This is a genomic window from Enterobacter sp. SCRI0065, from assembly GCF_059766475.1.
Genome location: NZ_JCBAJB010000008.1, coordinates 14,631 through 40,018, shown reverse-complemented (window position 1 = coordinate 40,018; position 25,388 = coordinate 14,631). Strand labels below are relative to the sequence as shown.

Annotated in this window: 24 protein-coding genes; 3 read left to right on the top strand and 21 right to left on the bottom strand. The window is 51.6% G+C overall.

Annotated elements, in window-relative coordinates; all coding sequences use genetic code 11:
- The first annotated feature begins 30 nt into the window (after positions 1 to 30).
- The gene (locus AC6EMZ_RS18520) at positions 31 to 597 is read left to right on the top strand and encodes an NADPH-dependent FMN reductase (protein WP_498404229.1); all 567 of its coding nucleotides are present in this window, start codon (positions 31 to 33) and stop codon (positions 595 to 597) included.
- A 56-nt stretch (positions 598 to 653) separates the two neighbouring features.
- On the opposite strand, the gene AC6EMZ_RS18515 is transcribed toward AC6EMZ_RS18520, so the two are convergent.
- Positions 654 to 1,991 (bottom strand): NCS2 family permease, encoded by a 1,338-nt coding sequence (locus tag AC6EMZ_RS18515; RefSeq protein WP_498404350.1) that lies wholly within the window; start codon positions 1,989 to 1,991, stop codon positions 654 to 656.
- A 166-nt stretch (positions 1,992 to 2,157) separates the two neighbouring features.
- On the opposite strand from AC6EMZ_RS18515, the gene yieH reads away from it, so the two are divergent.
- Complete coding sequence (gene yieH, locus AC6EMZ_RS18510; RefSeq protein WP_498404228.1) at positions 2,158 to 2,823, top strand: 6-phosphogluconate phosphatase; 666 nt, start codon at positions 2,158 to 2,160, stop codon at positions 2,821 to 2,823.
- A 43-nt stretch (positions 2,824 to 2,866) separates the two neighbouring features.
- On the opposite strand, the gene phoU is transcribed toward yieH, so the two are convergent.
- The 7 genes from phoU to glmU form a co-directional block, all read right to left on the bottom strand.
- The gene (gene phoU / locus AC6EMZ_RS18505; RefSeq protein ID WP_498404227.1) at positions 2,867 to 3,592 is read right to left on the bottom strand and encodes a phosphate signaling complex protein PhoU; all 726 of its coding nucleotides are present in this window, start codon (positions 3,590 to 3,592) and stop codon (positions 2,867 to 2,869) included.
- Positions 3,593 to 3,618: 26 nt separating this feature from the next.
- Positions 3,619 to 4,392: a phosphate ABC transporter ATP-binding protein PstB gene (gene pstB / locus AC6EMZ_RS18500; protein WP_498404226.1), complete on the bottom strand. Its 774-nt coding sequence runs from the start codon at positions 4,390 to 4,392 to the stop codon at positions 3,619 to 3,621.
- 46 nt (positions 4,393 to 4,438) lie between these two features.
- Positions 4,439 to 5,329: a phosphate ABC transporter permease PstA gene (gene pstA / locus AC6EMZ_RS18495; protein WP_498404225.1), complete on the bottom strand. Its 891-nt coding sequence runs from the start codon at positions 5,327 to 5,329 to the stop codon at positions 4,439 to 4,441.
- A complete protein-coding gene (gene pstC, locus AC6EMZ_RS18490; RefSeq protein WP_498404224.1) occupies positions 5,329 to 6,288 on the bottom strand; it encodes a phosphate ABC transporter permease PstC in 960 nt (319 codons plus the stop codon). Before pstC ends, pstA begins: the two co-directional genes overlap by 1 nt.
- A gap of 81 nt (positions 6,289 to 6,369) precedes the next feature.
- Entirely contained in the window at positions 6,370 to 7,410 is a 1,041-nt protein-coding gene (gene pstS, locus AC6EMZ_RS18485) for a phosphate ABC transporter substrate-binding protein PstS (protein ID WP_498404223.1), read from the bottom strand.
- Between the two features lie 322 nt (positions 7,411 to 7,732).
- Entirely contained in the window at positions 7,733 to 9,562 is a 1,830-nt protein-coding gene (gene glmS / locus AC6EMZ_RS18480) for a glutamine--fructose-6-phosphate transaminase (isomerizing) (protein WP_498404222.1), read from the bottom strand.
- A gap of 178 nt (positions 9,563 to 9,740) precedes the next feature.
- On the bottom strand, positions 9,741 to 11,111 hold the full coding sequence (gene glmU / locus AC6EMZ_RS18475) for a bifunctional UDP-N-acetylglucosamine diphosphorylase/glucosamine-1-phosphate N-acetyltransferase GlmU (protein WP_498404221.1): 1,371 nt from the start codon (positions 11,109 to 11,111) through the stop codon (positions 9,741 to 9,743).
- A gap of 344 nt (positions 11,112 to 11,455) precedes the next feature.
- On the opposite strand from glmU, the gene AC6EMZ_RS18470 reads away from it, so the two are divergent.
- Entirely contained in the window at positions 11,456 to 13,555 is a 2,100-nt protein-coding gene (locus AC6EMZ_RS18470; RefSeq protein ID WP_498404220.1) for a right-handed parallel beta-helix repeat-containing protein, read from the top strand.
- A gap of 301 nt (positions 13,556 to 13,856) precedes the next feature.
- Here AC6EMZ_RS18470 and AC6EMZ_RS18465 read toward each other — a convergent pair whose 3' ends face one another.
- The 13 genes from AC6EMZ_RS18465 to asnC form a co-directional block, all read right to left on the bottom strand.
- Positions 13,857 to 14,276: a F0F1 ATP synthase subunit epsilon gene (locus tag AC6EMZ_RS18465; protein WP_106995541.1), complete on the bottom strand. Its 420-nt coding sequence runs from the start codon at positions 14,274 to 14,276 to the stop codon at positions 13,857 to 13,859.
- Between the two features lie 20 nt (positions 14,277 to 14,296).
- Positions 14,297 to 15,679, bottom strand: a complete 1,383-nt coding sequence (gene atpD, locus AC6EMZ_RS18460) for a F0F1 ATP synthase subunit beta (RefSeq protein ID WP_137849936.1) — start codon at positions 15,677 to 15,679, stop codon at positions 14,297 to 14,299.
- Between the two features lie 26 nt (positions 15,680 to 15,705).
- Positions 15,706 to 16,569, bottom strand: coding sequence for a F0F1 ATP synthase subunit gamma (gene atpG / locus AC6EMZ_RS18455; protein ID WP_498404219.1), 864 nt, complete (start codon positions 16,567 to 16,569; stop codon positions 15,706 to 15,708).
- Positions 16,570 to 16,619: 50 nt separating this feature from the next.
- A complete protein-coding gene (gene atpA, locus AC6EMZ_RS18450) occupies positions 16,620 to 18,161 on the bottom strand; it encodes a F0F1 ATP synthase subunit alpha (RefSeq protein WP_015961086.1) in 1,542 nt (513 codons plus the stop codon).
- Positions 18,162 to 18,173: 12 nt separating this feature from the next.
- Positions 18,174 to 18,707, bottom strand: coding sequence for a F0F1 ATP synthase subunit delta (gene atpH, locus AC6EMZ_RS18445; RefSeq protein ID WP_498404218.1), 534 nt, complete (start codon positions 18,705 to 18,707; stop codon positions 18,174 to 18,176).
- Positions 18,708 to 18,721: 14 nt separating this feature from the next.
- Entirely contained in the window at positions 18,722 to 19,192 is a 471-nt protein-coding gene (gene atpF, locus AC6EMZ_RS18440) for a F0F1 ATP synthase subunit B (RefSeq protein WP_498404217.1), read from the bottom strand.
- 48 nt (positions 19,193 to 19,240) lie between these two features.
- Complete coding sequence (gene atpE / locus AC6EMZ_RS18435) at positions 19,241 to 19,480, bottom strand: F0F1 ATP synthase subunit C (protein ID WP_000429386.1); 240 nt, start codon at positions 19,478 to 19,480, stop codon at positions 19,241 to 19,243.
- Between the two features lie 49 nt (positions 19,481 to 19,529).
- Positions 19,530 to 20,345: a F0F1 ATP synthase subunit A gene (gene atpB / locus AC6EMZ_RS18430; protein WP_498404216.1), complete on the bottom strand. Its 816-nt coding sequence runs from the start codon at positions 20,343 to 20,345 to the stop codon at positions 19,530 to 19,532.
- 8 nt (positions 20,346 to 20,353) lie between these two features.
- Positions 20,354 to 20,734, bottom strand: coding sequence for a F0F1 ATP synthase subunit I (gene atpI, locus AC6EMZ_RS18425; protein ID WP_498404349.1), 381 nt, complete (start codon positions 20,732 to 20,734; stop codon positions 20,354 to 20,356).
- Positions 20,735 to 21,349: 615 nt separating this feature from the next.
- On the bottom strand, positions 21,350 to 21,973 hold the full coding sequence (gene rsmG / locus AC6EMZ_RS18420) for a 16S rRNA (guanine(527)-N(7))-methyltransferase RsmG (RefSeq protein ID WP_498404215.1): 624 nt from the start codon (positions 21,971 to 21,973) through the stop codon (positions 21,350 to 21,352).
- Positions 21,974 to 22,042: 69 nt separating this feature from the next.
- A complete protein-coding gene (gene mnmG, locus AC6EMZ_RS18415; protein WP_498404214.1) occupies positions 22,043 to 23,932 on the bottom strand; it encodes a tRNA uridine-5-carboxymethylaminomethyl(34) synthesis enzyme MnmG in 1,890 nt (629 codons plus the stop codon).
- A 373-nt stretch (positions 23,933 to 24,305) separates the two neighbouring features.
- On the bottom strand, positions 24,306 to 24,755 hold the full coding sequence (gene mioC, locus AC6EMZ_RS18410) for an FMN-binding protein MioC (protein ID WP_498404213.1): 450 nt from the start codon (positions 24,753 to 24,755) through the stop codon (positions 24,306 to 24,308).
- Between the two features lie 89 nt (positions 24,756 to 24,844).
- Positions 24,845 to 25,303, bottom strand: coding sequence for a transcriptional regulator AsnC (gene asnC / locus AC6EMZ_RS18405; protein ID WP_041689565.1), 459 nt, complete (start codon positions 25,301 to 25,303; stop codon positions 24,845 to 24,847).
- Positions 25,304 to 25,388: the final 85 nt, after the last annotated feature.

Genomic DNA, 25,388 nt, shown 5'->3' with positions numbered 1-25,388 from the left:
CCAGGGCCATCATGATGAAAAGGAGTAATCATGTCTGATACGTTGAAAGTTGTTACGTTACTGGGAAGCCTGCGCAAAGGTTCATTTAACGCGATGGTGGCACGCACGTTGCCAAAAATCGCCCCCGCTGGCATGGACATTTCGGCGCTGCCTTCAATTGGTGAGATTCCGCTATATGACGCGGATATCCAGCAGGAAGACGGTTTCCCGCAGAGCGTGGAAGCGCTTGCAGAGCAGATTCGTCAGGCGGATGGCGTGGTGATTGTCACGCCGGAATATAACTATTCTGTGCCGGGCGGATTGAAAAACGCCATCGACTGGCTTTCTCGCCTGCCGGAGCAGCCGCTTGCCGGTAAGCCGGTTTTAATTCAGACCAGCTCAATGGGTGCTATCGGCGGCGCGCGCTGTCAGTATCACCTGCGCCAAATCCTGGTATTTTTGGATTCGATGGTGATGAACAAGCCGGAATTTATGGGCGGTGTGATTCAGAATAAAGTGGATACGCAGACGGGCGAAGTGGTCGATCAAAGCACGCTGGATCATCTGACCGGTCAGCTGACCGCGTTTGGGGATTATATTAAGCGGGTGAAAGCGTAGGCCGGAGCGGCCTGTTGCCCTCTCCCCGTGGGAGAGGGAACGCAATACGTAGCATCTTAGTGTGCGTCGATAAACACAATCTTCAGCACAAACAGCAGCGCCACCACAATCACGCAGGGGCTGAGTTCGCGGAAACGACCGGTACCGATCTTCATGATGCAGTAAGAGATAAAGCCCAGCGCGATGCCTTCTGTAATCGAGAAGCTAAACGGCATCATCACCGCAGTAATAAACGCTGGAACCGCTTCGGTTAAATCTTCCCACTTCACGCGCGCCAGGCTCGACGTCATCAGCACGCCGACATAAATCAGTGCACCGGCTGCCGCATAAGGTGGAACCATCCCCGCCAGCGGTGACAGGAAAATCACCAGCAGGAACAGCAGACCAACCACTACCGCCGTCAGACCGGTACGGCCACCCACAGAAACGCCGGAAGACGATTCAATGTATGCGGTAACGGAAGAGGTCCCGATGAAGGCACCCGCTACGGACGATACGCTATCCACGTACAGCGCCTGCTTCATGCGCGGGAACTTACCTTTCTCATCCGCCAGACCGGCTTTGTCGGTCACGCCAATCAGCGTACCGGAGGAGTCGAACAGGTTGACCAGCATGAAGGAGAAAATCACACCCGCCAGGCCCAGATTGAACGAACCGGCCAGATCGACGTGACCAATTACGGTCGACACGCTCGGCGGCACGGAGACAATGCCGTGGTATTGCACATCGCCCAACATCCAGCCTAACAGCGTGGTCACCACGATAGAGACCAGTACGGCGGCGTGAATATTGCGGGACGCCAGAATCGCGATGATAAAGAAGCCCAGTACGCCCAGCAGAACGCTGTGCGACGTGAGGTTACCAATGCTCACCAGCGTGTCCGGGTTGGCGACGATAACGCCCGCATTTTTCAGACCCATCATGCCGATAAACAGGCCGATACCGCTGGTAATGCCCACACGCAGGCTCACAGGGATATTGGCAATCATCCAGTAACGGACGCGGAAAATGGTCAGCAGCAGCAGGCCCACAGCGCCCCAGAAGATCGCGCCCATGCCGACTTGCCACGGCAGGCCCATCGCCTGAACCACAACAAAAGCAAAGAAAGCGTTCAGACCCATCGCCGGAGCCAGTGCGACCGGCAGGTTAGCGAACACACCCATCAGGATACTGCCGAGGGCAGCGATCAGGCAGGTGGTGACAAAGACGGCGCTGGTATCCATGCCAGCAACGCCCAGAATTTGCGGGTTAACAAAAACGATGTACACCATCGTCAGGAAGGTGGTGAAACCGGCAATCACTTCGGTGCGTGCCGTCGTGCCGTGCTCGCGCAGTTTGAACACGCGCTCAAGCAAACCCTTGCCAGCAGGCTGGGTAGTGTGTTGTTGACTCATCATCAATTTCCGAACAAGGAGGGAAAATTCGTCGCTATCCTATACCAAAATGCGACAATAGGGGCGGTTACGAGATACTTTTTTTCATTGATTTTGCTTATACGGCAACGATTGCGTCTCGTCATTATGCATCACGTAAACGTTAAACTTGTTAAAAGGGAAAAGCATGTCCGGAATTGAAGCGGTATTTTTCGACTGCGACGGTACGCTGGTCGACAGTGAGGTCATTTGTTCTCGCGCGTATGTCAGCATGTTCCAGGAATTCGGCATTTCGCTCGATCTCGAAGAGATTTTTAAGCGCTTTAAGGGCGTGAAGCTTTACGAGATTATCGACATCATTAACGCCGAGCATGGCGTCAGTCTCGCTAAAGCGGACTTAGAACCTGTTTACCGCGCCGAGGTCGCACGCCTTTTCGACTCGGAGCTGGAGGTCATTGCAGGCGCGAATGCGCTGCTGGACTCCATGGCGGTGCCAATGTGCGTGGTATCTAACGGACCGGTCAGCAAAATGCAGCATTCACTCGGCAAGCTTGAGATGTTGCACCATTTCCCGGAAAAATTGTTCAGCGGCTATGACATCCAGCGCTGGAAGCCGGATCCGGCTCTGATGTTCCATGCCGCAAAAGCGATGAACGTGAACGTGGAAAACTGCATTCTGGTGGATGATTCCAGCGCGGGCGCGCTGTCAGGTATTGATGCGGGTATGGAAGTGTTCTATTTCTGCGCCGATCCGCACAACAAACCGATTAAGCATCCTAAAGTGACGACGTTTACCGATCTGGCAGAATTACCTGGATTGTGGAAAGCGCGCGGGTGGGATATTACGCGTTAAGTTGAAGTATGGCGGGTAGCGTTAGCGCCACCCGCCACAAACATTACTCTTTCGGATCTTTACCTGCCAGCAGCTTATCCAGCTCATCGCCGCCTACGTGACGGAAATCTTGCCCTTTCACGAAGTAGAAGATGTATTCACAAATGTTCTGACAACGGTCACCGATACGCTCAATAGAGCGTGCGCAGAACAGCGCGGTCAGCACGCTTGGAATGGTGCGCGGATCTTCCATCATGTAGGTCATCAGTTGACGCACGATGCCTTCATATTCCTGGTCGACCTTTTTGTCTTCGCGGTAGATACGGATTGCTTCATCCAGATCCATACGCGCAAAGGCATCGAGCACATCATGCAGCATTTGCACGGTGTGACGTCCCAGCGACTCCAGGCTCACTAGCAGCGGCTGATGCTGATGAGAGAATTTCTCCAGCGCCGTGCGGCAGATTTTATCGGCAACGTCGCCAATACGTTCAAGCTCAGCAATCGTTTTGATGATCGCCATTACCAGACGCAGGTCGCTCGCCGTTGGCTGGCGTTTAGCAATGATGCGCACACAGGCTTCATCGATAGCGACTTCCATCATATTGACGTTTTTGTCGCCTTCCACCACGCGCTTCGCCAGCTCGCTGTCCTGATTGTGCATCGCGGTAATCGCATCAGAAAGCTGCTGCTCCACCATGCCACCCATGGTCATCACCTGGGTGCGGATGCTTTCCAGCTCTGCGTTGAACTGGCCGGAAATGTGTTTATTAAGATTGAGGTTGTCCATGGTTTCTCCACATGCACTAAGGCAAATCAACCGTAGCGGCCAGTAATATAATCTTCGGTTTGCTTCTTCGCAGGCTTGGTGAACAGATCGTCGGTGTTGCTGAACTCAATCAATTCGCCCAGGTACATAAACGCCGTATGGTCGGAACAACGTGCAGCCTGCTGCATGTTGTGGGTCACGATCACGACGGTATAATCCTGCTTCAGCTCGGTGATCAGCTCTTCAATACGACCGGTTGAGATCGGATCCAGTGCAGAACACGGCTCATCCAGCAGCAACACTTCCGGGCGAATCGCGATACCGCGAGCAATGCACAGACGCTGCTGCTGACCACCAGAGAGAGAATATCCGCTCTGATGCAGTTTATCTTTGGTTTCGTTCCAGAGTGCGGCCTTGGTCAAAGCCCACTGCACGCGCTCATCCATATCCGTCCGAGACAGCTTTTCAAACAGGCGCACGCCAAACGCGATGTTGTCGTAAATCGACATCGGGAACGGCGTCGGCTTCTGGAAGACCATGCCGACTTTGGCACGCAACAGAGCGATATCCTGGGTGTTGGTGAGAATGTTGTCACCGTCGAGCAGGATTTCGCCTTCCGCACGCTGCTCCGGATAGAGCGAGTACATTTTGTTAAAGGTGCGCAGCAGGGTGGACTTGCCACAACCTGACGGACCGATAAATGCCGTAACCTGGTTCTTCGCAATATCCAGATTAATGTTCTTCAGTGCATGGAATTTACCGTAGTAGAAGTTCAAATCACGAACCAGAATCTTACCCGGTGCTGTATCAACCATACTCATTGACTCATTTCCTCATTCGGCGCCGCATAGTGCCGCGCCGTAAAAATTAACCGTGTTTCTGTTTCGCGAAGATGACGCGCGCCAGAATGTTCAGCAACAGTACGCACAGGGTAATAATCAGTACCCCAGCCCAGGCCAGCTGCTGCCATTCAGCAAACGGGCTCATCGCAAACTTAAAGATAGTGACCGGCAGGTTGGCAATCGGCTGCATCATATCCGTGCTCCAGAACTGATTGGAAAGCGACGTAAACAGCAGCGGTGCGGTTTCACCCGCGATACGTGCAATCGCCAGCAGGATGCCGGTCATGATCCCGGAGACCGACGCTTTCAGCGTAATCGCAGAGATCATCTTCCATTTCGGCGTGCCCAGCGCGTAGGCTGCCTCACGCAGGCTGTCCGGAACCAGCTTCAGCATGTTCTCAGTGGTACGGATAACGATAGGCACTTGCAGCAGCGCCAGCGCGATGACGCCCGCCCAGCCGGAGAAGTGCTCCATCTGTGCCACAACAACGGTGTAGACGAACAAACCGACCACGATAGACGGTGCGGAAAGCAGAATGTCGTTAATAAAACGAATCACTTCGGCAAGCCAGGATTTACGGCCATACTCGGCCAGGTAGATCCCCGCCATAATGCCGAGCGGGGTTCCTACTACCGTCGCCCACAGGATCAGCAGGCCGCTGCCCGCCAGGGCGTTCGCCAGGCCACCACCCGCCGTGTTTGGCGGCGGTGTCATTTCGGTAAACAGCGCAATCGACATACCATCGATACCGCGTGTGACCGTTGAGAACAGGATCCAGACCAGCCAGAACAGACCGAACGCCATGGTCGCCATGGAGAGCGTCAGCGCTAAGCGGTTTTTAAAGCGGCGGCGCGCCTGCATTTTGCGGCGGGATTCAGCCAGATCGGTGGTGTTTTGCATTTCGAGAGTTGCCATTAGCGTGCCCCCTCATTTTTTGCCAGACGCATTACCATCACCTTCGAAATCGCCAGTACGATAAAGGTGATGACGAACAGAATCAGACCCAGCTCCATCAACGCGGCTACGTGCAAGCCCGATTCCGCTTCGGCGAATTCGTTTGCCAGCGCGGAGGTAATGCTGTTACCCGGCATGAACAGCGAGATGCTGTCGAGCTGGTAGGTGTTACCGATGATAAAGGTCACCGCCATGGTTTCACCCAGCGCGCGCCCCAGACCCAGCATCACGCCACCGATCACACCATTTTTGGTGAACGGCAGGACGATGCGCCAAATCACTTCCCAGGTGGTGCAGCCGATGCCGTAAGCCGACTCTTTCATCATCACCGGGGTTTGTTCGAAAACATCGCGCATGACCGCCGCAATGTACGGAATAATCATGATGGCAAGGATCACGCCCGCAGCCAGAATACCGATACCGAACGCCGGACCCGCGAACAGCGCGCCAACAAACGGGATAGTCGACAGGACGTTGCCCACCGGCTCCTGGAAGTATTTCGCAAACAGCGGGGCGAAGATAAACAGACCCCACATGCCGTAAACGATACTGGGAATGGCTGCCAGCAGTTCAATCGCAATACCCAGTGGACGTCTCAACCAGTTTGGTGCCAGTTCGGTCAGAAACAGAGCGATACCAAAACTCACCGGAACCGCAATCAGCAGGGCGATAAAAGACGTGACCAGCGTGCCGTAGATCGGCACCAGCGCACCGTAGATATCGTTCGGCGCATCCCACTCTTTCGTCCAGAGGAAGGCAAAACCGAATTTCTGAATGCTTGGCCAGGAGGAGATAACCAGGGACACGATAATGCCGCCCAGCAGCAATAGCACAATCAGCGCAGCCAGTCTTACCAGCGCGCTGAATATCTTGTCACCATTTTTGCCCGGAGGGCTAAATGCAGGCTTGGTTGCAGCCATAAATTACTCTTCTGTTAAACGTGTTTACGAAATCAGCGGATAAGCGCGAGCGCCATCCGCCATTTTCGTCAGAATGCTAAATTAATACAATGATTTACCGCTGCTGTCTTTCACGTTGGTTTTCCATGCAGCACGAATCTGCTCAACCACGCTTTCCGGCAGGCTGGCGTAATCCAGGTCGTTAGCCTGTTTACCACCGTTTTTGTATGCCCAGTCGAAGAACTTCAGCACTTCAGCACCCTGCTCAGGTTTCTTCTGATCTTTGTGCACCAGAATGAAGGTGGTGGAGGTGATTGGCCACGCCTCGTCACCTTTCTGGTTAGTCAGATCCTGTGCGAAGGATTTGCTCCAGTCAGCGCCTTTAGCCGCGTTCGCGAAGTTCTCTTCGGTCGGGCTAACCGGCTTGCCGTCAGCAGAAATCAGCTTGGTGTAGGCCAGGTTGTTCTGCTTAGCGTAAGCGTATTCTACGTAGCCGATGGAGCCTGGTAGACGCTGTACGAATGCGGCGATACCGTCGTTACCTTTACCGCCCAGACCGGTCGGCCAGTTAACGGTTGAGCCAGAACCGACTTTGGATTTCCACTCTTCGTTGACTTTTGCCAGGTAGCTGGTGAAGACGAAGGAGGTACCAGAACCGTCAGCACGACGAACCACTGCGATGTTCTGCGATGGCAGTTTAACGCCAGGGTTCAGTTTGGTGATGGCTTCATCATCCCACTTCTTAATTTTGCCGAGGTAGATATCACCGAGGGTTTTGCCATCCAGCACCAGCTCGCCAGATTTCAGACCCGGGATATTCACGGCCAGCACAACACCGCCGATCACGGTTGGGAACTGGAACAGGCCTTCCTGAGCCAGTTTGTCATCTGACAGAGGAGCATCAGAAGCACCGAAATCAACGGTATTAGCTGTAATTTGTTTAACGCCACCGGAGGAGCCAATGCCCTGATAGTTAACCTTGTTACCGGTTTCTTTATTATAGGTATCTGCCCATTTGGCATATACCGGTGCAGGGAAGGTTGCACCAGCGCCCGTCAGACTTGCTGCTGCGAACACAGAGAACGCGCTCATTGATAAGGTCGCGGCGACAACAGTTGCGACAGTGGTACGCATAACTTTCATAATGTCTCCTGCAAGGATTTCGTAAATCATTGTTTAGTGGCTACGATGAGCAAAATAGGACAAACAGGTGACAGATAAATGTACGAATTATGACAGTTTTATGACAAGAGAAATTGCACTTAAAAAACAAACAAATAAATGATATTAATCATAATGATAGCCATCTATATGGCAGTGGGTTTATAGAAATATTTTATTTATGTGACACTACAAAAAGTAGCTGAAGATGACAGATTGTCATAAATAAATGCGCAAATGCGTTGATTGCAGTACGACAGAAAAGTAAAAAAAGCTCCACCCAATGGTGGAGCCTTAGGAAGGATTATTCTACGGTAACAGACTTCGCCAGGTTACGCGGCTGGTCAACGTCGGTGCCTTTAATCAGCGCAACGTGATAGGCCAGCAACTGGAGTGGAACGGTATAGAAGATTGGCGCAATCACCTCTTCAACGTGCGGCATCTCGATGATGTGCATGTTGTCGTTGCTGATAAAACCGGCGTCACGATCGGCAAAGACGTACAGCTGGCCGCCACGGGCGCGCACTTCTTCAATGTTGGATTTCAGTTTTTCCAGCAGTTCGTTATTCGGTGCCACCACAATAACCGGCATATCCGCATCTATCAGCGCCAGCGGGCCGTGTTTCAGCTCACCTGCCGCGTAGGCTTCTGCGTGGATATAAGAGATCTCTTTCAGCTTCAGCGCGCCTTCAAGCGCAATCGGGAACTGATCGCCACGGCCCAGGAACAGCGCGTGATGTTTGTCTGAGAAATCTTCAGCCAGCGCTTCGATGCGTTTGTCCTGAGACAGCATCTGCTCAATGCGGCTCGGCAGGGCTTGCAGACCGTGAACGATATCGTGCTCAATAGAAGCATCCTGGCCTTTCAGACGCGCCAGTTTAGCCACCAGCATTAGCAGAACCGTCAGCTGCGTGGTGAATGCTTTCGTCGATGCCACGCCAATTTCCGTTCCCGCTTTAGTCATCAGCGCCAGATCGGACTCACGTACCAGAGAAGAACCCGGCACGTTACAGATGGCCAGAGAACCGAGGTACCCCAGCTCTTTAGAGAGTCGCAGTGCCGCCAGGGTATCCGCCGTTTCACCGGACTGGGAAAGGGTGATCATCAGGCTGTTGCGACGTACTGCTGATTTGCGATAGCGGAATTCCGAGGCAATTTCGACATCGCACGGTACGCCAGCCAGCGCTTCAAACCAGTAACGCGATACCATACCGGAGTTGTAAGAGGTGCCACAGGCCACAATCTGAATATGCTCAACCTTAGCGAGCATTTCATTCGCGTTTGCGCCCAGCTCGCTCAGATCCACTTCACCGTGAGTAATTCGGCCAATCAGCGTGTTTTTGATAGCGTTCGGCTGCTCGTAAATCTCTTTCTGCATGTAGTGACGGTAAGCGCCTTTGTCGCCAGCGTCGTATTGCAGGTTAGATTCGATCTCCTGACGCTTAACCGGCGCACCAGACTTATCAAAGACCGTCACGCTACGACGAGTGACTTCGGCGATATCACCCTCTTCCAGGAAGATAAAGCGACGGGTCACAGGCAGCAGAGCCAGCTGATCGGAGGCGATAAAGTTTTCACCCATGCCCATACCGATAACCATCGGGCTGCCGGAGCGTGCTGCCAGAAGGGTGCTTGGATCGCGAGAATCCATAATCACCGTACCGTATGCGCCACGCAGCTGAGGGATTGCGCGCAGCACTGCTTCACGCAGCGTGCCGCCCTGCTCTAGCTCCCAGTGCACGAGGTGAGCAATCACTTCGGTATCGGTTTCAGAAACGAAGGTATAACCGCGCGCTTTCAGCTCTTCGCGCAGCGGTTCGTGGTTTTCGATAATGCCGTTATGCACTACCACGATGTGTTCAGACACATGCGGGTGAGCGTTCCCTTCAGAGGGTTCGCCGTGCGTTGCCCAGCGGGTATGGGCAATACCGGTTCCGCCATGCAGCGGTGTATCTTCCGCAGCTTGCGCCAGCATTTGCACTTTACCCAGGCGGCGCAGACGGGTCATGTGACCTTCTGCATCAACAACTGCCAGACCAGCAGAGTCGTAACCACGGTATTCCAGACGACGTAACCCTTCGATAAGGATTTCAGCAATATCACGCTGCGCAACTGCGCCAACAATTCCACACATAGTTAGATTTCCTGTTAATGGCGTTATGCCATGCGTTGTCGCTGACCTGTATTTACCCTTTACGGGTGCCCCGAGCCTTGTAGAGAGTGGGGTTATATTTTTAGTACTGCTTTTGGGAGGAGGATTATATTATCCCCTCACCCCGGCCCTCCCCCCAAAGGGGCGAGGAGTAAATCTGTTACTTTATTTTTACCGGACGCTGCCAGCCTGGCTTCTGAACCTGCGGCACGCGGCTGATCACCAGCTCGTTATCTGCCACATCGCGCGTCACGGTTGTGCCTGCGGCGATGGTGGCACCGTTGCCGATAGTCACCGGAGCCACTAGCTGGCTGTCGGAGCCGACAAACACATCATCGCCAATGATAGTTTTGAATTTGTTCGCGCCATCGTAGTTACAGGTGATGGTGCCTGCGCCGATATTCACGTTATCGCCAATTTCCGCGTCACCCAGGTAGGTCAGATGACCCGCTTTTGAGCCTTTACCCAGACGCGCTTTTTTCATTTCGACGAAGTTACCGACATGCGCGCCTTCCAGCAGTTCCGCACCAGGGCGCAGACGCGCGAACGGACCGATAGTACAGGCCGCTTGCAGATGTGCATCTTCCACCACGCTGTACGGGCTAATTTCACAATCATCACCGATGACGCTGTTTTTGATAACACAACCGGTACCAATCTTGACGCGATCGCCAAGCTGAACGTTGCCTTCAATAATAACGTTAGTGTCAATTTCAACATCGCGCCCGTGAGACAGGGTACCGCGCAGATCGAAACGCGCAGGATCGCGCAGCATGACGCCAGCCAACAGCAGTTTCTCTGCTTGCTCGGCCTGGTAAATACGCTCGAGGCGTGAAAGCTGAAGACGATTATTCACCCCGTCGGTTTCGCTAATACGCGCCGGATGGACGGCGGCAATCTCGCGACCTTCCTGGTACGCCATCGCAATGATGTCGGTGATGTAATATTCGCCCTGAGCATTATTGTTGTTCAACTTCGACAGCCAGCGTTTTATATCTGCGCCGTTGGCAATCAGGATACCGGTGTTGATCTCCTGAATCCGGCGTTGTTCCTCGCTGGCATCTTTATGCTCAACGATGCCGGTGACGTTTCCGTTTTCACGGGTAATGCGGCCATAGCCAGTCGGATCGTCCAGCTCCACGGTTAACAAACCGATGCCACCCTGCGGCTTGGCATCACGCAGGCGGGTCAATGTTTCAACGGAGATCAACGGCACGTCGCCGTAAAGCATCAGGATATCTTCGTCATCGGCAAAGAACGGCGCGGCCTGTTGCATCGCGTGGCCTGTTCCCAGCTGTTCAGCCTGAAGCACCCAGTTGAGCTTGTCATCACGCAGCGTCTGTTTTAGCAGATCGCCACCGTGGCCATAGACCATATGAACCTGGCGAGCGCCTAAATCATTTGCTGCATCAATAACATGCTTCACCATCGGCTTTCCTGCCAACGTGTGCAGCACTTTAGGAAGATCGGAATACATGCGGGTACCTTTGCCAGCGGCAAGGATGACCACGCTCATCGTATTATTCAACATACGCGTCCTGACTGTAATTTGAGTGAGAAGTAGAACCCTTTGACGTTGAAAATTCTACATATTTTGCGCCATAAAATGAACTGCTGATAAAACGTTCAACATCTGCCTTTAACGGCTATTTGAGGATACTTTTAAGGGCAGAGTAAATCACTTTTCTTCTGGAAAATAGCCTTCTTGCGTTAAGTCGCCAGCCCACACAACAGGTTAGCTATTTATTCGCCTAAAAAATAAAGATCGCTTAAAAGCAAAACACTGTTTTAATTATTCAATATTGTGACAACCAAAAAAGAAACAACGTTTCATCTTGATGATAATGGCGCTCAATTATCAATCAGGAGAATAAGATGAACTATAAAATACCTCTGGCCTTAATGATGTGTAGCGCATTCGTCGTCAACGCGGCAGAACAGCAGCAAGTCTGGAAAGCGATCGCCTTTGGGCAATCAACGGACGTCAATTTTTCCTCAAACGTGTTGCCAGAAAAAATTGGCGTAAACGATGTCACGATTGACGGGAAAACACTGACAACTCACGACGAAGCCGATCTGACAAAGCCAATCACGCTTGAAAGCCGAGGCGGCAAAATTGCTAATTCGCACGACGGGCTGACCTTCTTTTATACTCAATTGCCCACCAGTCAGAACTTCGTATTACAAGCCACAGTCCGGGTGGACCAGTTTGGCCCGGAAAACGGCGCAAAACCAGCAGCCCAGGAAGGCGCTGGTTTGCTGGTACGTGACGTCATTGGCGTACCTCGGCAGCAGCCTTTGAAAGAAGGTTATGAAGAATTCCCTGCGGCCTCAAATCTGGTGATGAATGCGATTATGACCCAGGATAAAAAGGATAATCTGCGGGTAAAAATGCAGACCATCACTCGCGAAGGTATTTCCAGCCCGTGGGGTAACGCCGGCGCAGCTATCAAAAAGCAGAGCTATAAGGAAGAGGTGGACCTTAGTCAGACTCAGGAATTCCGCCTAAGACTGCAAAGGACCAACGACGGATTTACTACCGCCTGGGCTCCCGTTGGAAGTGATGCGTGGGTAAGCCAGAGTGTGCCTCGCGCCGACCTCATATCCGTGCAAAATCACGACCAATATTACGTAGGGTTCTTTGCCTCTCGTAACGCCAAAATCACGGTAACCGATGCTTCGCTCGTCCTGTCTCCGGCAAAAACGGTTGCCGCCAGCCCCTGGAAGGCAAAAGCATTGCCAGCCGTGGTGCAAGTGATCTCAGCAAGCAAAAGTACGACTAAAGCATACCAGGTGCAGGCACGGGCTAACTACGATGGCGTGTTCAGTCTGCGACAAAATGAAGTGGTGATCGGTAATGACAAATCCGTCAAAGCGGGTGAAATGTATTCCGTACCTACGACACTCGACGATAACAACGTCTTTAGCATGACCTTTACTCCCACTAGCAGCGATCCTGTTCAGCAGGAATTTACCGTCGAGAAAGTGGTTGGCTTAACGGCCACGACGTTGCATGTCTCCCCCGAGGGGAAAGCGGATGGGAAAGGGACTCTCGCCTCTCCACTGGATTTAACCACTGCTTTGAGCCTGCTCGCGCCTGGAGGAAAAATCATTCTCGCGCCCGGAAATTATCCTCGCAGCGACATTCCCCTTTCTGCCAGCGGTAATGCGCAGCAGATAAAAACGCTGCAAGCAGATGGAAAAGCCGTGGTGCATGGGTTGCTGCTGGATGCCAGCTACTGGCATATCAAAGGTATCGACATTACCGGAAAGAGCCTGCGCATACAGGGAAGCCATAACGTGATTGAAGATGTTACGGCTTATCGCAATGACGATACGGGGATCCAGATTTCATCCCCGGATAACGTTGGTCGCCCGCTGTGGGCAAGCTATAACCAGGTGATTAACTCTGAATCCTATGCCAATGAAGATCCCGGCAAGATTAATGCCGATGGATTTGCCGTGAAGATGCGCGTCGGAGAGGGGAATCGTCTTGATAAATGCTATTCCCACGACAATATCGACGACGGATTTGACCTGTTTAACAAAATTGAAGACGGCGCGAATGGCGTAGTGGTGATCGAGAATTCAATCGCTCGCAATAATACCAGCAACGGATTCAAACTGGGTGGAGAAGGCCAGCCCGTGGCGCACGAGGTACGCAACAGTAAAGCCATTGGCAATCATCTGGATGGGTTTACCGACAACTTCAATCCTGGGGCGCTGGTGGTGGCTAATAACGTCGCGATAGACAACCAACGTTTCAACTTTATCTTCCGGCCAAGCCCGTATGGCGATGCCTCTACACAGGGTTTCTTTACGGGGAATAAATCGGTGCGTACGCAACCCGGGAAGTATGACGATGCGGTAGTCGGCAACGTTGATGCGACGAATTATTTTATCGAGAAGGGTAAAAGCGTGAACAGCAGCGGGGAAGTGCTGCCTGATGGCGCTTCGCTTATCACACAACGGTAAGCGTGGCGCCACTCGGCATTCAGCGGATTACAGGTTGAACGTACCGAAAGAAACGTTCATGTTGCTGAAGAGAGCGATGACTTTGTTGATCAGTTTCATAATAGTGTCCTGATTTTATCGGAGTTAGTTATGTGACTTACATCACAAAACCAAGTCTACACTTCAAAAATTAACCGATCAACATTTTTGTGAGCTTTATCACAAAATAATAAAACACCTTTTCAGTTTCATTTTTAGTAAAACGCAGGCATAAAAAAGCCAGTCTGAAACCAGACTGGCTTTTGTGCTTTTCAAGCCGGTGTTACATCGCTTTTTTGGTCAACTCGATAACGCGTAACTTCGCGATCGCTTTGGCCAGTTCAGCAGACGCCTGTGCGTAATCCACGTCGCCATGAGAGCTTTTAATGTGCTCTTCTGCTTTACGCTTCGCTTCCAGAGCTCGTGCTTCGTCGAGATCCTGGCCACGGATAGCGGTATCAGCAAGAACGGTCACACTACCAGGCTGCACTTCAATCATGCCGCCGGACAGATAGATAAACTCTTCATGACCGAACTGTTTTACGATGCGGATCATACCAGGCTTAATGGCGGTGAGCAGCGGTGCGTGCCCTGGGAAAATACCCAGTTCACCTTCACTACCCGTTACCTGGATTTTTTCGACCAGACCAGAGAACATTTGTTGCTCTGCGCTGACGACGTCCAGGTGGTAAGTCATTGCCATATCACCCTCCGATTAAGGCGTTAAAGTTTTTTGGCTTTTTCCACGGCTTCGTCGATGGAACCAACCATGTAGAACGCCTGCTCCGGCAGGTGATCGTATTCGCCTTCCATGATGCCTTTAAAGCCACGGATGGTGTCCTTCAGGGAAACGTATTTACCCGGAGAACCGGTGAATACTTCCGCTACGAAGAATGGCTGGGACAGGAAGCGCTGAATCTTACGAGCACGTGCTACCACCAGTTTATCTTCTTCAGACAGTTCATCCATACCAAGGATAGCGATGATGTCTTTCAGTTCCTGGTAACGTTGCAGCAGGGACTGTACGCCACGCGCGGTGTCGTAGTGTTCCTGACCAACAACCAGTGGATCCAGCTGACGGCTGGTGGAATCCAGCGGGTCAACGGCCGGGTAGATACCCAGAGACGCGATCTGACGGCTCAGTACCACGGTTGCATCTAAGTGAGCAAAGGTGGTGGCTGGAGATGGGTCAGTCAAGTCATCCGCAGGTACGTATACCGCCTGAACGGAGGTGATAGAACCGGTTTTGGTAGAAGTGATACGTTCCTGAAGAACGCCCATCTCTTCTGCCAGTGTCGGCTGATAACCTACCGCTGAAGGCATACGACCCAGCAGAGCAGAAACTTCTGTACCGGCCAGGGTGTAACGATAGATGTTATCAACGAACAGCAGTACGTCACGACCTTCGTCACGGAACTTCTCAGCCATGGTCAGACCGGTCAGCGCAACACGCAGACGGTTTCCCGGTGGCTCGTTCATCTGGCCGTAAACCAAGGATACTTTATCCAGAACGTTGGAGTCGGTCATTTCGTGGTAGAAGTCGTTACCCTCACGAGTACGCTCACCCACGCCTGCAAACACGGAGTAACCGGAGTGCTCGATCGCGATGTTACGGATCAGCTCCATCATGTTTACTGTTTTACCCACACCCGCACCACCGAACAGACCAACTTTACCGCCCTTAGCGAACGGACACATCAGGTCGATAACTTTGATGCCGGTTTCCAGCAGTTCCTGAGAGCTTGACAGCTCTTCGTAGGAAGGTGCTGCACGGTGGATAGCCCAACGATCTTCTTCACCGATGTCGCCTTTCATGTCGATTGGTTGACCCAATACGTTCATGATACGACCCAGTGTTGCTTTACCTACTGGGACTTCGATTGGGTGCTCGAGGTCTTTAACTTCCAGACCACGACGCAGACCGTCGGAAGAACCCATGGCGATAGTACGCACAATACCACCACCGAGCTGCTGCTGAACTTCCAGCACCAGACTCTCGTTACCATTCTGAACCTCAAGAGCATCGTACACGCGCGGTACGGCATCCTGAGGGAATTCGACGTCAACCACGGCGCCGATTACCTGGACAATTTTTCCAGTAGCCATCTTGAATCCTCTACGAATTAACCTGGTTATACCGCGGATGCACCACCGACGATTTCGGTGAGTTCCTGAGTAATGCTGGCCTGACGAGCTTTGTTGTATACCAACTGCAGCTCTTTAATCAGGCTGCCGCCATTGTCGGTCGCGGCTTTCATCGCCACCATACGTGCGGCCTGCTCGCTGGCCAGGTTTTCTACCACACCCTGATAAACCTGAGATTCAACGTAACGGCGCAGCAGGGTATCCAGCAGCGGTTTCGGATCGGGTTCATACAGGTAATCCCAGGATTTGTGCTTCAGCTCGCCGTCTTCTGATGCCGGTAAAGGCAGCAGTTGAGTGAGCGTAGGAACCTGAGACATGGTATTAATAAATTTGTTGCTGACAACGTACAGCCTGTCCAGACGGCCTTCATCATAGGCCTGCAACATCACTTTAACCGGGCCGATCAGTTCGGACAGGGAAGGGTTATCACCCATACCGGTCACCTGAGCAACAATGTTGCCGCCCACGGAATTAAAGAAAGATACGCCTTTCGAGCCGATCATCGCGATATCGCTCTGAACGCCTTTATCGGACCATACTTTCATATCCGCCAGCAGTTTTTTGAACAGGTTAATGTTCAAGCCACCGCACAGACCACGGTCGGTAGACACCACCAGGTAGCCCACGCGCTTAACGTCGCGTTCTTCCAGGTAAGGATGCTTGTATTCCAGATTACCGTTCGCAAGGTGACCAATCACTTTGCGCATGGTATCTGCATAAGGACGGCTGGCCGCCATGCGATCCTGCGATTTACGCATTTTGGAAGCGGCGACCATTTCCATCGCTTTAGTGATCTTCTGCGTATTCTGGACGCTTGCGATCTTACTACGTATCTCTTTTGCGCCGGCCATGAGCTTCTCCTCAATGCCTTGCGGTCTGTCCTAAGACAGACCGCCGGACGTTACCAGGACTGGGTTGCTTTGAAGGAATCGAGGATGCTTTTCAGCTTGCCCTCGATTTCATCGTTATAGCCACCGGACTGGTTGATCTCTTGCATCAACGGAGCGTGATCACGGTCAACGTAAGCCAGCAGAGCGGCTTCGAAGCTACCGATTTTCGCCAGTTCAACATCTTCGAGGTAACCGCGTTCAGCTGCGAACAGCACCAGGCCCTGTTGTGCAACAGACATTGGGGCATACTGTTTCTGCTTCAGCAGCTCGGTCACTTTCTGACCATGGCTCAGCTGTTTACGGGTTGCTTCATCCAGATCGGATGCGAACTGAGAGAACGCAGCCAGTTCACGATACTGTGCCAGCGCGGTACGAATACCACCGGACAGTTTCTTGATGATCTTGGTCTGAGCAGCACCACCAACACGGGATACGGAGATACCCGGGTTAACCGCAGGACGAATACCGGAGTTAAACAGGTTGGTTTCCAGGAAGATCTGACCATCGGTAATCGAAATTACGTTGGTCGGAACGAACGCAGAAACGTCACCCGCTTGGGTTTCGATAATCGGCAGAGCAGTCAGGGAACCGGTTTTACCTTTCACTTCACCTTTGGTGAAGTTCTCAACGTATTCCGCGTTAACACGGGATGCGCGCTCCAACAGACGGGAGTGGAGATAAAACACGTCGCCCGGGAATGCTTCACGTCCAGGTGGACGACGCAGCAGCAGGGAAACCTGACGGTAAGCAACAGCCTGTTTAGACAGGTCATCGTATACGATCAACGCATCTTCACCGCGGTCACGGAAGTATTCGCCCATTGCGCAACCGGCGTATGGAGCCAGGTATTGCAGTGCAGCGGATTCAGAAGCAGTCGCTACCACAACGATGGTGTTAGACAACGCGCCGTGCTCTTCCAGTTTACGAACCACGTTAGAAATGGTGGACGCTTTCTGGCCGATGGCCACGTACACACATTTAATACCGGAGTCACGCTGGTTGATGATCGCATCGATTGCCATCGCGGTTTTACCGGTCTGACGGTCACCGATGATCAGTTCACGCTGGCCACGACCGATTGGGATCATGGCATCAACGGATTTATAACCAGTCTGCACTGGCTGATCAACGGACTGACGTTCGATAACGCCCGGTGCGATAACTTCGATTGGCGAGAAGCCATCGTTATCGACTGGACCTTTACCGTCGATTGGTGCACCCAGGGTGTTCACCACGCGACCCAGCAGGCCACGGCCAACTGGAACTTCCAGGATACGGCCAGTACATTTGACTTTCATGCCTTCGGCAAGGTCAGCGTACGGACCCATCACAACTGCACCTACGGAGTCGCGCTCCAGGTTCAGTGCGATAGCGTAACGGTTACCCGGCAGGGAAATCATCTCACCCTGCATACAATCGGCCAGGCCGTGGATGCGGATAACACCGTCACTTACAGAAACAATAGTACCTTCGTTATGAGCTTCGCTCACAACACTAAACTGAGCAATGCGCTGCTTGATCAGTTCGCTGATTTCGGTGGAATTCAGTTGCATGCTCCAGTCCCCTTAAGACTGCAAGACGTCTGAAAGGCGTTGCAGACGGCCGCGTACGCTGCCGTCAATGACCATATCACCCGCTCGGATGATTACGCCCGCCATAACAGACTTATCGATTTTGCAATTCAGCTTAACTTTGCGTGACAGACGTTTTTCCATCGCGGCAGTGATCTTCGCAAGCTGTTCTTCACTCAGTTCGTTCGCCGAGGTGACATCCACTTCGGCGGTAGCTTCACTGAGAGCACGTAAGTGCTCGAACTGCTCAAGAACATCAGGGAGCACGCGTAGACGACCATTTTCAGCCATAACCTTAATCAGGTTTTGACCATTGGCATCTAGCTGCTCGCCACAAATGGCGATAAACGAAGCAGCCAATGTTTCTGGTGCCAAAGCACCTGAAAGCATCTCAGCCATTTGCTCGTTTTTCGTTACCTCAGCGGCAAACGCCAGCATATCCTGCCAGCGGTCAACACTTTGGTGTTCGACAGCAAAGTCAAAAGCTGCTTTGGCGTAGGGGCGAGCTACCGTAACAAATTCAGACATCAGCCCCTCCCTCCTTACAGTTCAGCGACAAGTTTGTCCACGATATCGCTGTTAGCAGCAACATCCACGGAACGTTCGATGATCTTCTCGGCGCCAGCAACAGCCAGAATCGCAACCTGCTTACGCAGTTCTTCACGAGCACGTTTACGCTCAGCATCAATTTCTGACTGAGCTTGTGCAACGATCTTAGTGCGTTCCTGTTCTGCTTCAGCTTTCGCGTCGTCCAGGATCTGAGAACGGCGTTTGTTAGCCTGTTCAATGATCACCTGAGCTTCAGCTTTCGCTTTTTTCAGCTGGTCTGTCGCGTTGGCCTGTGCAAGGTCCAAATCTTTCTTAGCGCGTTCTGCAGAAGCCAGACCGTCAGCAATTTCTTTCTGACGTTTCTCGATGGCTGCCATTAAAGGCGGCCATACATACTTCATGCAGAACCAGACAAAGAGAATAAACGCGATGGCCTGGCCGAGGATTGTTGCGTTCATGTTCACAGCACAATACCTCTTAAATTTCTGTGGCTTGGGGTTTTAAAAAACTTACTACGCGACAGCAAACATCACGTACAGACCCAGACCAACAGCGATCATTGGGATTGCATCCACCAGACCCATAACGATAAAGAACTGTGTACGCAGCAGAGGAATCAGATCCGGTTGACGCGCAGCGCCTTCCAGGAATTTGCCCCCGAGGATGCCGATACCGATCGCAGCACCGATAGCCGCCAGACCCATCATCACAGCGGCAGCCATGTACAGCAGATCCATATTCAGGTTTTCCATGACAGTCTCCAGTTTGTTTCAATAAAAACGTAGTAGTGTTGGTAAAAAATCAGTGCTCTTCAGACGCCATCGACAGATAGACGATCGTCAGAACCATGAAGATAAAGGCTTGCAGCGTAATGATCAGGATGTGGAAAATGGCCCAAGGCACATTCAGAATCCACTGTGACCACCACGGCAGAAGACCCGCGATCAGAATGAAAATCAGCTCACCCGCATACATGTTACCGAACAGTCGCAGACCAAGAGAAACTGGTTTGGACAGCAGGCTTACGCCCTCCAGAATCAGGTTGACCGGAATGAACGCCCAGTGATTGAACGGCTGCAAGGTAAGCTCTTTCACGAAGCCGCTTACGCCTTTCATTTTGATGCTGTAGAAAAGAATCAGGATGAATACGCCCAACGCCATGGACAGGGTGATGTTTACGTCAGCAGACGGAACCACACGCAGTGCAGGCAGGCCGAGCACATGCTCGCCGATATACGGCAGCAGGTCGATAGGCAGAAGGTCCATCATGTTCATCAGGAAGACCCAGACGAAGACAGTCAGTGCCAGGGGAGCAATCAGCTTGCTCTTACCGTGGTACATGTCTTTGACGCTGCCATGAACAAATCCGATGACCATTTCGATGGCCGTCTGGAATTTTCCTGGAACACCGCTGGTCGCTTTTTTAGCAACGCTGCGGAATACGGCCAGGAACAACAGACCCAAAGCCACCGAGAAGAACATTGAGTCAATGTTGATCGTCCAGAAGGTGGCCGGGGGGTTATACGGATCCACCAGCGAGAATGTACGCAGATCCATCTGAAGGTTCATCAGATGGTGACCTATGTAATCCTGCGGCGTCATATTTTCTGAAGCCATGATGCCTTTTACCCTTTGTTGTTGATTACAGCTGGCGCCAGAACTTGTACCACCAGCACCAAAACCCACGTCACGATCAGCGGCAAAAATACCACTTTCAAAACAGCCAGCGCCACCACCAGGAAGGCAAAGGTCAGCAACACCTTACACACTTCACCAAGAGCGAAGGACCAGGCCACGCGGCCTTTGGCGGGTGTATGCGCCTGATGACGCCAGGCAAAAATCATAAATAACATGTTTGGCAAAACCACTGCCAATCCACCGCAAACAGCGGAGATGCCCCAGAAGGGGTCTTTGAGGCTGAACAGCAGTCCACTTGCTATCACTGCCAACAACTGTATGAACAGAAGCTTACGAGCAACGTTTCTACTCAAGAGCGACACAGACATCACGTTTAACTCCTGCTCCCTTCGAGGTATGTCGCGTGTCGTATAAAACGTTCTTTAAGGCTCAGAGTCAAGCATCAAAAAGCGGTCAAATTATACGGTGCGCCCCCGTGAATTCAAACAATAAGTAGCGAAAAGGTGAATAAATGTTTAAATATTTTTCCCCAGCGCTATTTTTTAACTTTTCCTCAAAGAGTGAGTCGCGTTGCAATACTGCAAAACGCGCGCAAACGTTGATGATAAAGCGTGCACGAGATCACAAAATACGTATTTACGATAAGGGCATATTTATCAAATCAATAAATCGCTTTGTTTCATCTTTATGATATTAAAGACTAATTACAGCAACTTTTCTCAAAACAACCCTATCCACAACAAAAACGTTTTATTGACATTTTTAATAAAAATTTAACATCTGCATCTTGTTGCTGATTTCGACTTTTAGCAGGCTGATATTTTCGTGGTTGACTAAATTTCGAGTAATGGGCTCCGAATAAGTTAACCCTAAGAAAACCCCCGGTAACAACAAGGTTAAATCACCTTAGTTGACAATCCGTTTCTCATGACCTGTTTTAACACTCTAAGAACAGCACAAATTCCACATTTTTTATTCATTTTTTAAAAACTAGTTTGCTTAATCACCACCAAATGACGCTCACCATCCAGTTGTGGAACCCGTAGTTTCTCAATGAACTCTACGCTATATCCATCAGGCAGTTGGGCGATTTCATCTTCCGGAAGCTGACCCTTCAGGGCGTAGAAACGTCCCGTTTTACCTGGCAGGTGGTGACACCAATTGACCATGTCGGTCATTGACGCGAAAGCACGACTGATCACACCGTCAAAAGGCGGTTCTGCCGGAAAATCCTCTACCCTACTCTGCACCGGTTCAATATTGCCGAGCTTCAGCTCGTGTTGTACCTGACGCAAGAAACGAATCCGTTTACCCAGGCTATCCAGCAGCGTGAAATGGCACTCAGGGCGTACGATGGAGAGCGGAACACCCGGCAGACCAGGACCTGTCCCGACATCGATAAAACGTTCGCCATGAAGATGCGGCGCAACCACGATGCTATCGAGAATATGGCGGATCAGCATCTCGTTGGGATCGCGTACTGAGGTGAGGTTATACGCTTTGTTCCATTTGTTCAGCATATCGACATACGCCACCAGCTGATTTTTCTGGTGATCGGTGAGCGAAATACCGGCTTCGTCAAGCAGACGAGAAAGTTTGTTGAGCACAGTGATTACCTGTTGAGATGGGTGCAGGCCCGATAATAAACACGTTTTATCGGGCCAACTATCAAATACTTAAGCGCTGCGGCGCAGCATACCCTGTTTTTTCAGCCACACCAGCAGAATGGAAATTGCTGCTGGCGTGATGCCAGAAATACGTGACGCCTGACCGATGGATGAAGGTTTGTGATCGTTCAGCTTTGCGATGACCTCGTTGGATAAGCCGTTCACCAGTCGATAATCTAGCGTAGCCGGTAACAGCGTATTCTCATTGCGCTGTTGTTTTTCAATTTCATCCTGCTGACGCGCGATGTAACCTTCGTACTTCACCTGAATTTCGACCTGCTCAGCAGCCTCTGCGTCGTCCAGACCCGGCGCGAACGGCGTCATCTGTACCAGATTTTCGTAAGTCATCTCCGGGCGACGTAACAAATCCTCACCGCTTGCTTCTCGTGAGAGCGGCGCAGTTAAGTGAGCGTTTACTTGAGCAATTGAATGGGTAGTAGGGTTAACCCAGGTTGACTTCAGACGCTGACGCTCGCTTTCGATACGTTCCAGCTTTTCGTTGAAACGTGCCCAACGCTGGTCATCAACCAGACCCAGCTCACGACCCATCTCAGTCAGTCGTAGATCGGCGTTGTCTTCACGCAGCATCAGACGGTATTCCGCCCGAGAAGTGAACATACGGTACGGCTCTTTTGTACCCATGGTACTGAGGTCGTCGACCAGTACGCCCAGGTAGGCCTGATCGCGACGTGGTGCCCAGCCCTCTTTTTCCGCTGAGAAGCGAGCAGCGTTCAGACCGGCGAGTAGACCTTGCGCAGCAGCTTCTTCGTAGCCTGTCGTGCCGTTAATTTGACCCGCAAAGAACAGACCCTCGATGAATTTGCTTTCCAGAGTTGGTTTGAGATCGCGTGGGTCGAAGAAATCGTACTCAATGGCGTAGCCGGGACGAACAATTTTTGCGTTCTCCATGCCCTGCATTGAACGTACAATTTGCATCTGAACATCGAACGGCAGGCTGGTGGAGATGCCATTCGGATAAATTTCGTTAGAGGTCAGGCCTTCTGGCTCCAGGAAGATCTGGTGCTGGTTACGATCGGCAAAACGCATGACCTTGTCTTCGATCGACGGGCAATAACGCGGACCGATCCCTTCGATCACCCCAGCATACATCGGGCTGCGATCGAGGTTATTGCGGATCACCTCATGGGTTTTCTCGTTGGTATACGTGATGTAACACGGTACCTGCTGCGGATGTTGGGAAACATTGCCCATGAACGAGAAGACCGGCAGCGGAGTGTCGCCATGCTGTTTTGCCAGCACGCTGAAATCAATCGTACGCGCATCGATACGCGGTGGCGTACCGGTTTTCAGGCGACTCACACGAAGAGGCAATTCACGCAAACGACGAGACAGCGAAATGGATGGCGGATCGCCTGCACGGCCACCGCTGTAATTATCGAGACCAATGTGGATCTTGCCATCGAGGAAGGTACCCACTGTCAGCACAACCGATTTGGCGCGGAATTTCAGCCCCATTTGGGTCACTGCGCCGACGACGCGATCGTTCTCAACGATAAGATCTTCTACCGCCTGCTGGAAGATCATCAGGTTCGGTTGGTTTTCCAGCGCAGTGCGTACGGCCTGGCGGTACAACACGCGGTCTGCCTGAGCTCGAGTGGCACGAACGGCTGGCCCTTTGCTCGCGTTTAGTATCCTAAACTGAATGCCGGCATGATCGATCGCTGTGGCCATTAAGCCGCCCAGCGCATCGACTTCTTTTACCAGGTGTCCTTTCCCAATGCCGCCAATCGCCGGATTACAGGACATTTGTCCCAGCGTGTCGATATTGTGTGTCAAAAGCAGAGTCTGTTGACCCATACGCGCTGCGGCCATCGCGGCCTCAGTGCCTGCATGACCCCCGCCAATGATGATGACGTCAAAAGGATCCTGATAAAACATGCTTTCCTGCCTTGCGTAAAGCGGTTTGATAATGGATTTAAGCCCGGGCCGTGGATTCTACTCAAGTTTAGTCTTTCGAGAAAGCATTGGGATCTTGGCTATTAAAAAGAAGATCTTCTTATTTAGAGATCTGTTTTACTATGATCTCTTATTAGGATCGCCGACTTCTGTGGATAAGCGGGATCTCATAATAAAGATCATGAGGTTAGAAAGGATCGTTTGCTGTGAATGATCGGTGATCCTGGACAGTATAAGCTGGGGTTAGATCGACCAGTTATCCACAGCTCAAAAAGAACACAAGAGTTATTCTTTGGATAACTACCGCTTAACCCAAGGTTTTAACCAGACTTATCCACATCTGATCGCACGATCTTTAATCGTTTTTGAGTAAATTTATCCATTTACTCACCCATTCTTCGGCTGGATCTTCCGGAATGTCGTGATCGAGGATGTTGATCTTCAGCGTTTCGCCTATCTGTTTTGCCCCACAAGACGCGATCGCGGCTTCGACTTTCTCTATAGCACCGCAAAAGGTGTCATATTCGCGGCTGCCAATACCTATTGCACCAAAGCGCACGTTTGCAAGGCTCGGCTGTTGTTCCTGCAGTTCGTCATAAAGCGGTTGCAGGTTGTCCGGAATGTCCCCAGCGCCGTGAGTAGAGGTGATCAGCAGCCAGATCCCATCGGTTGGGAGATCTTCCAGCAACGGTCCATGCAGCGTTTCGGTTGAAAACCCAGCGTCTTCGAGCTTTTCCGCCAGGTGCTCTGCTACATATTCCGCACCGCCAAGAGTACTGCCACTGATAAGAGTAATGTCTGCCATGATCGCTCGCTCATATATAGAGAGGATCATTGTACGCTGTGAGCGAGCTGGGATCTACCTGTGGAAAATGTGGTAATTAAATAGCGACGTTAAGGGCGGATGGTACGCATGATGGGGTTCTGCAGGGAGATCAGCGTCTCGGTGGACTGAATTTCATCAATTGTTTGGATCTTGTTGATAAGTACCTGTTGCAGGGCGTCGATCGATCGGCACATCACCTTAATAAAGATGCTGTAGTGGCCGGTCGTGTAATAGGCCTCAGTGACTTCTTCCAGGCTCTCTAACCTTGCCAGTGCCGAAGGGTAATCTTTTGCACTTTTGAGAATAATGCCAATAAAGCAGCACACGTCGTAACCCAGCTGCTTAGGACTGACGTCAATCCGCGCGCCGGTAATGATTCCCGCCTGCTTCATTTTCTCTACACGCACGTGAATGGTGCCGGGGCTGACGCCAAATTGTTTGGCCAGTTCGGCATAAGCGGTACGGGCATTGGCCATTAATGCCTCCAGGATGCCGCGGTCCAGATTGTCGATTTGATAATTTTCCATAGCTTTTTCTTATGTAGATTAGTGAGTCGTTCTATTTTAGCGTCATATTTTGTTGAATCAAAAGTGAAGCAGGCTTTTTGTTGCT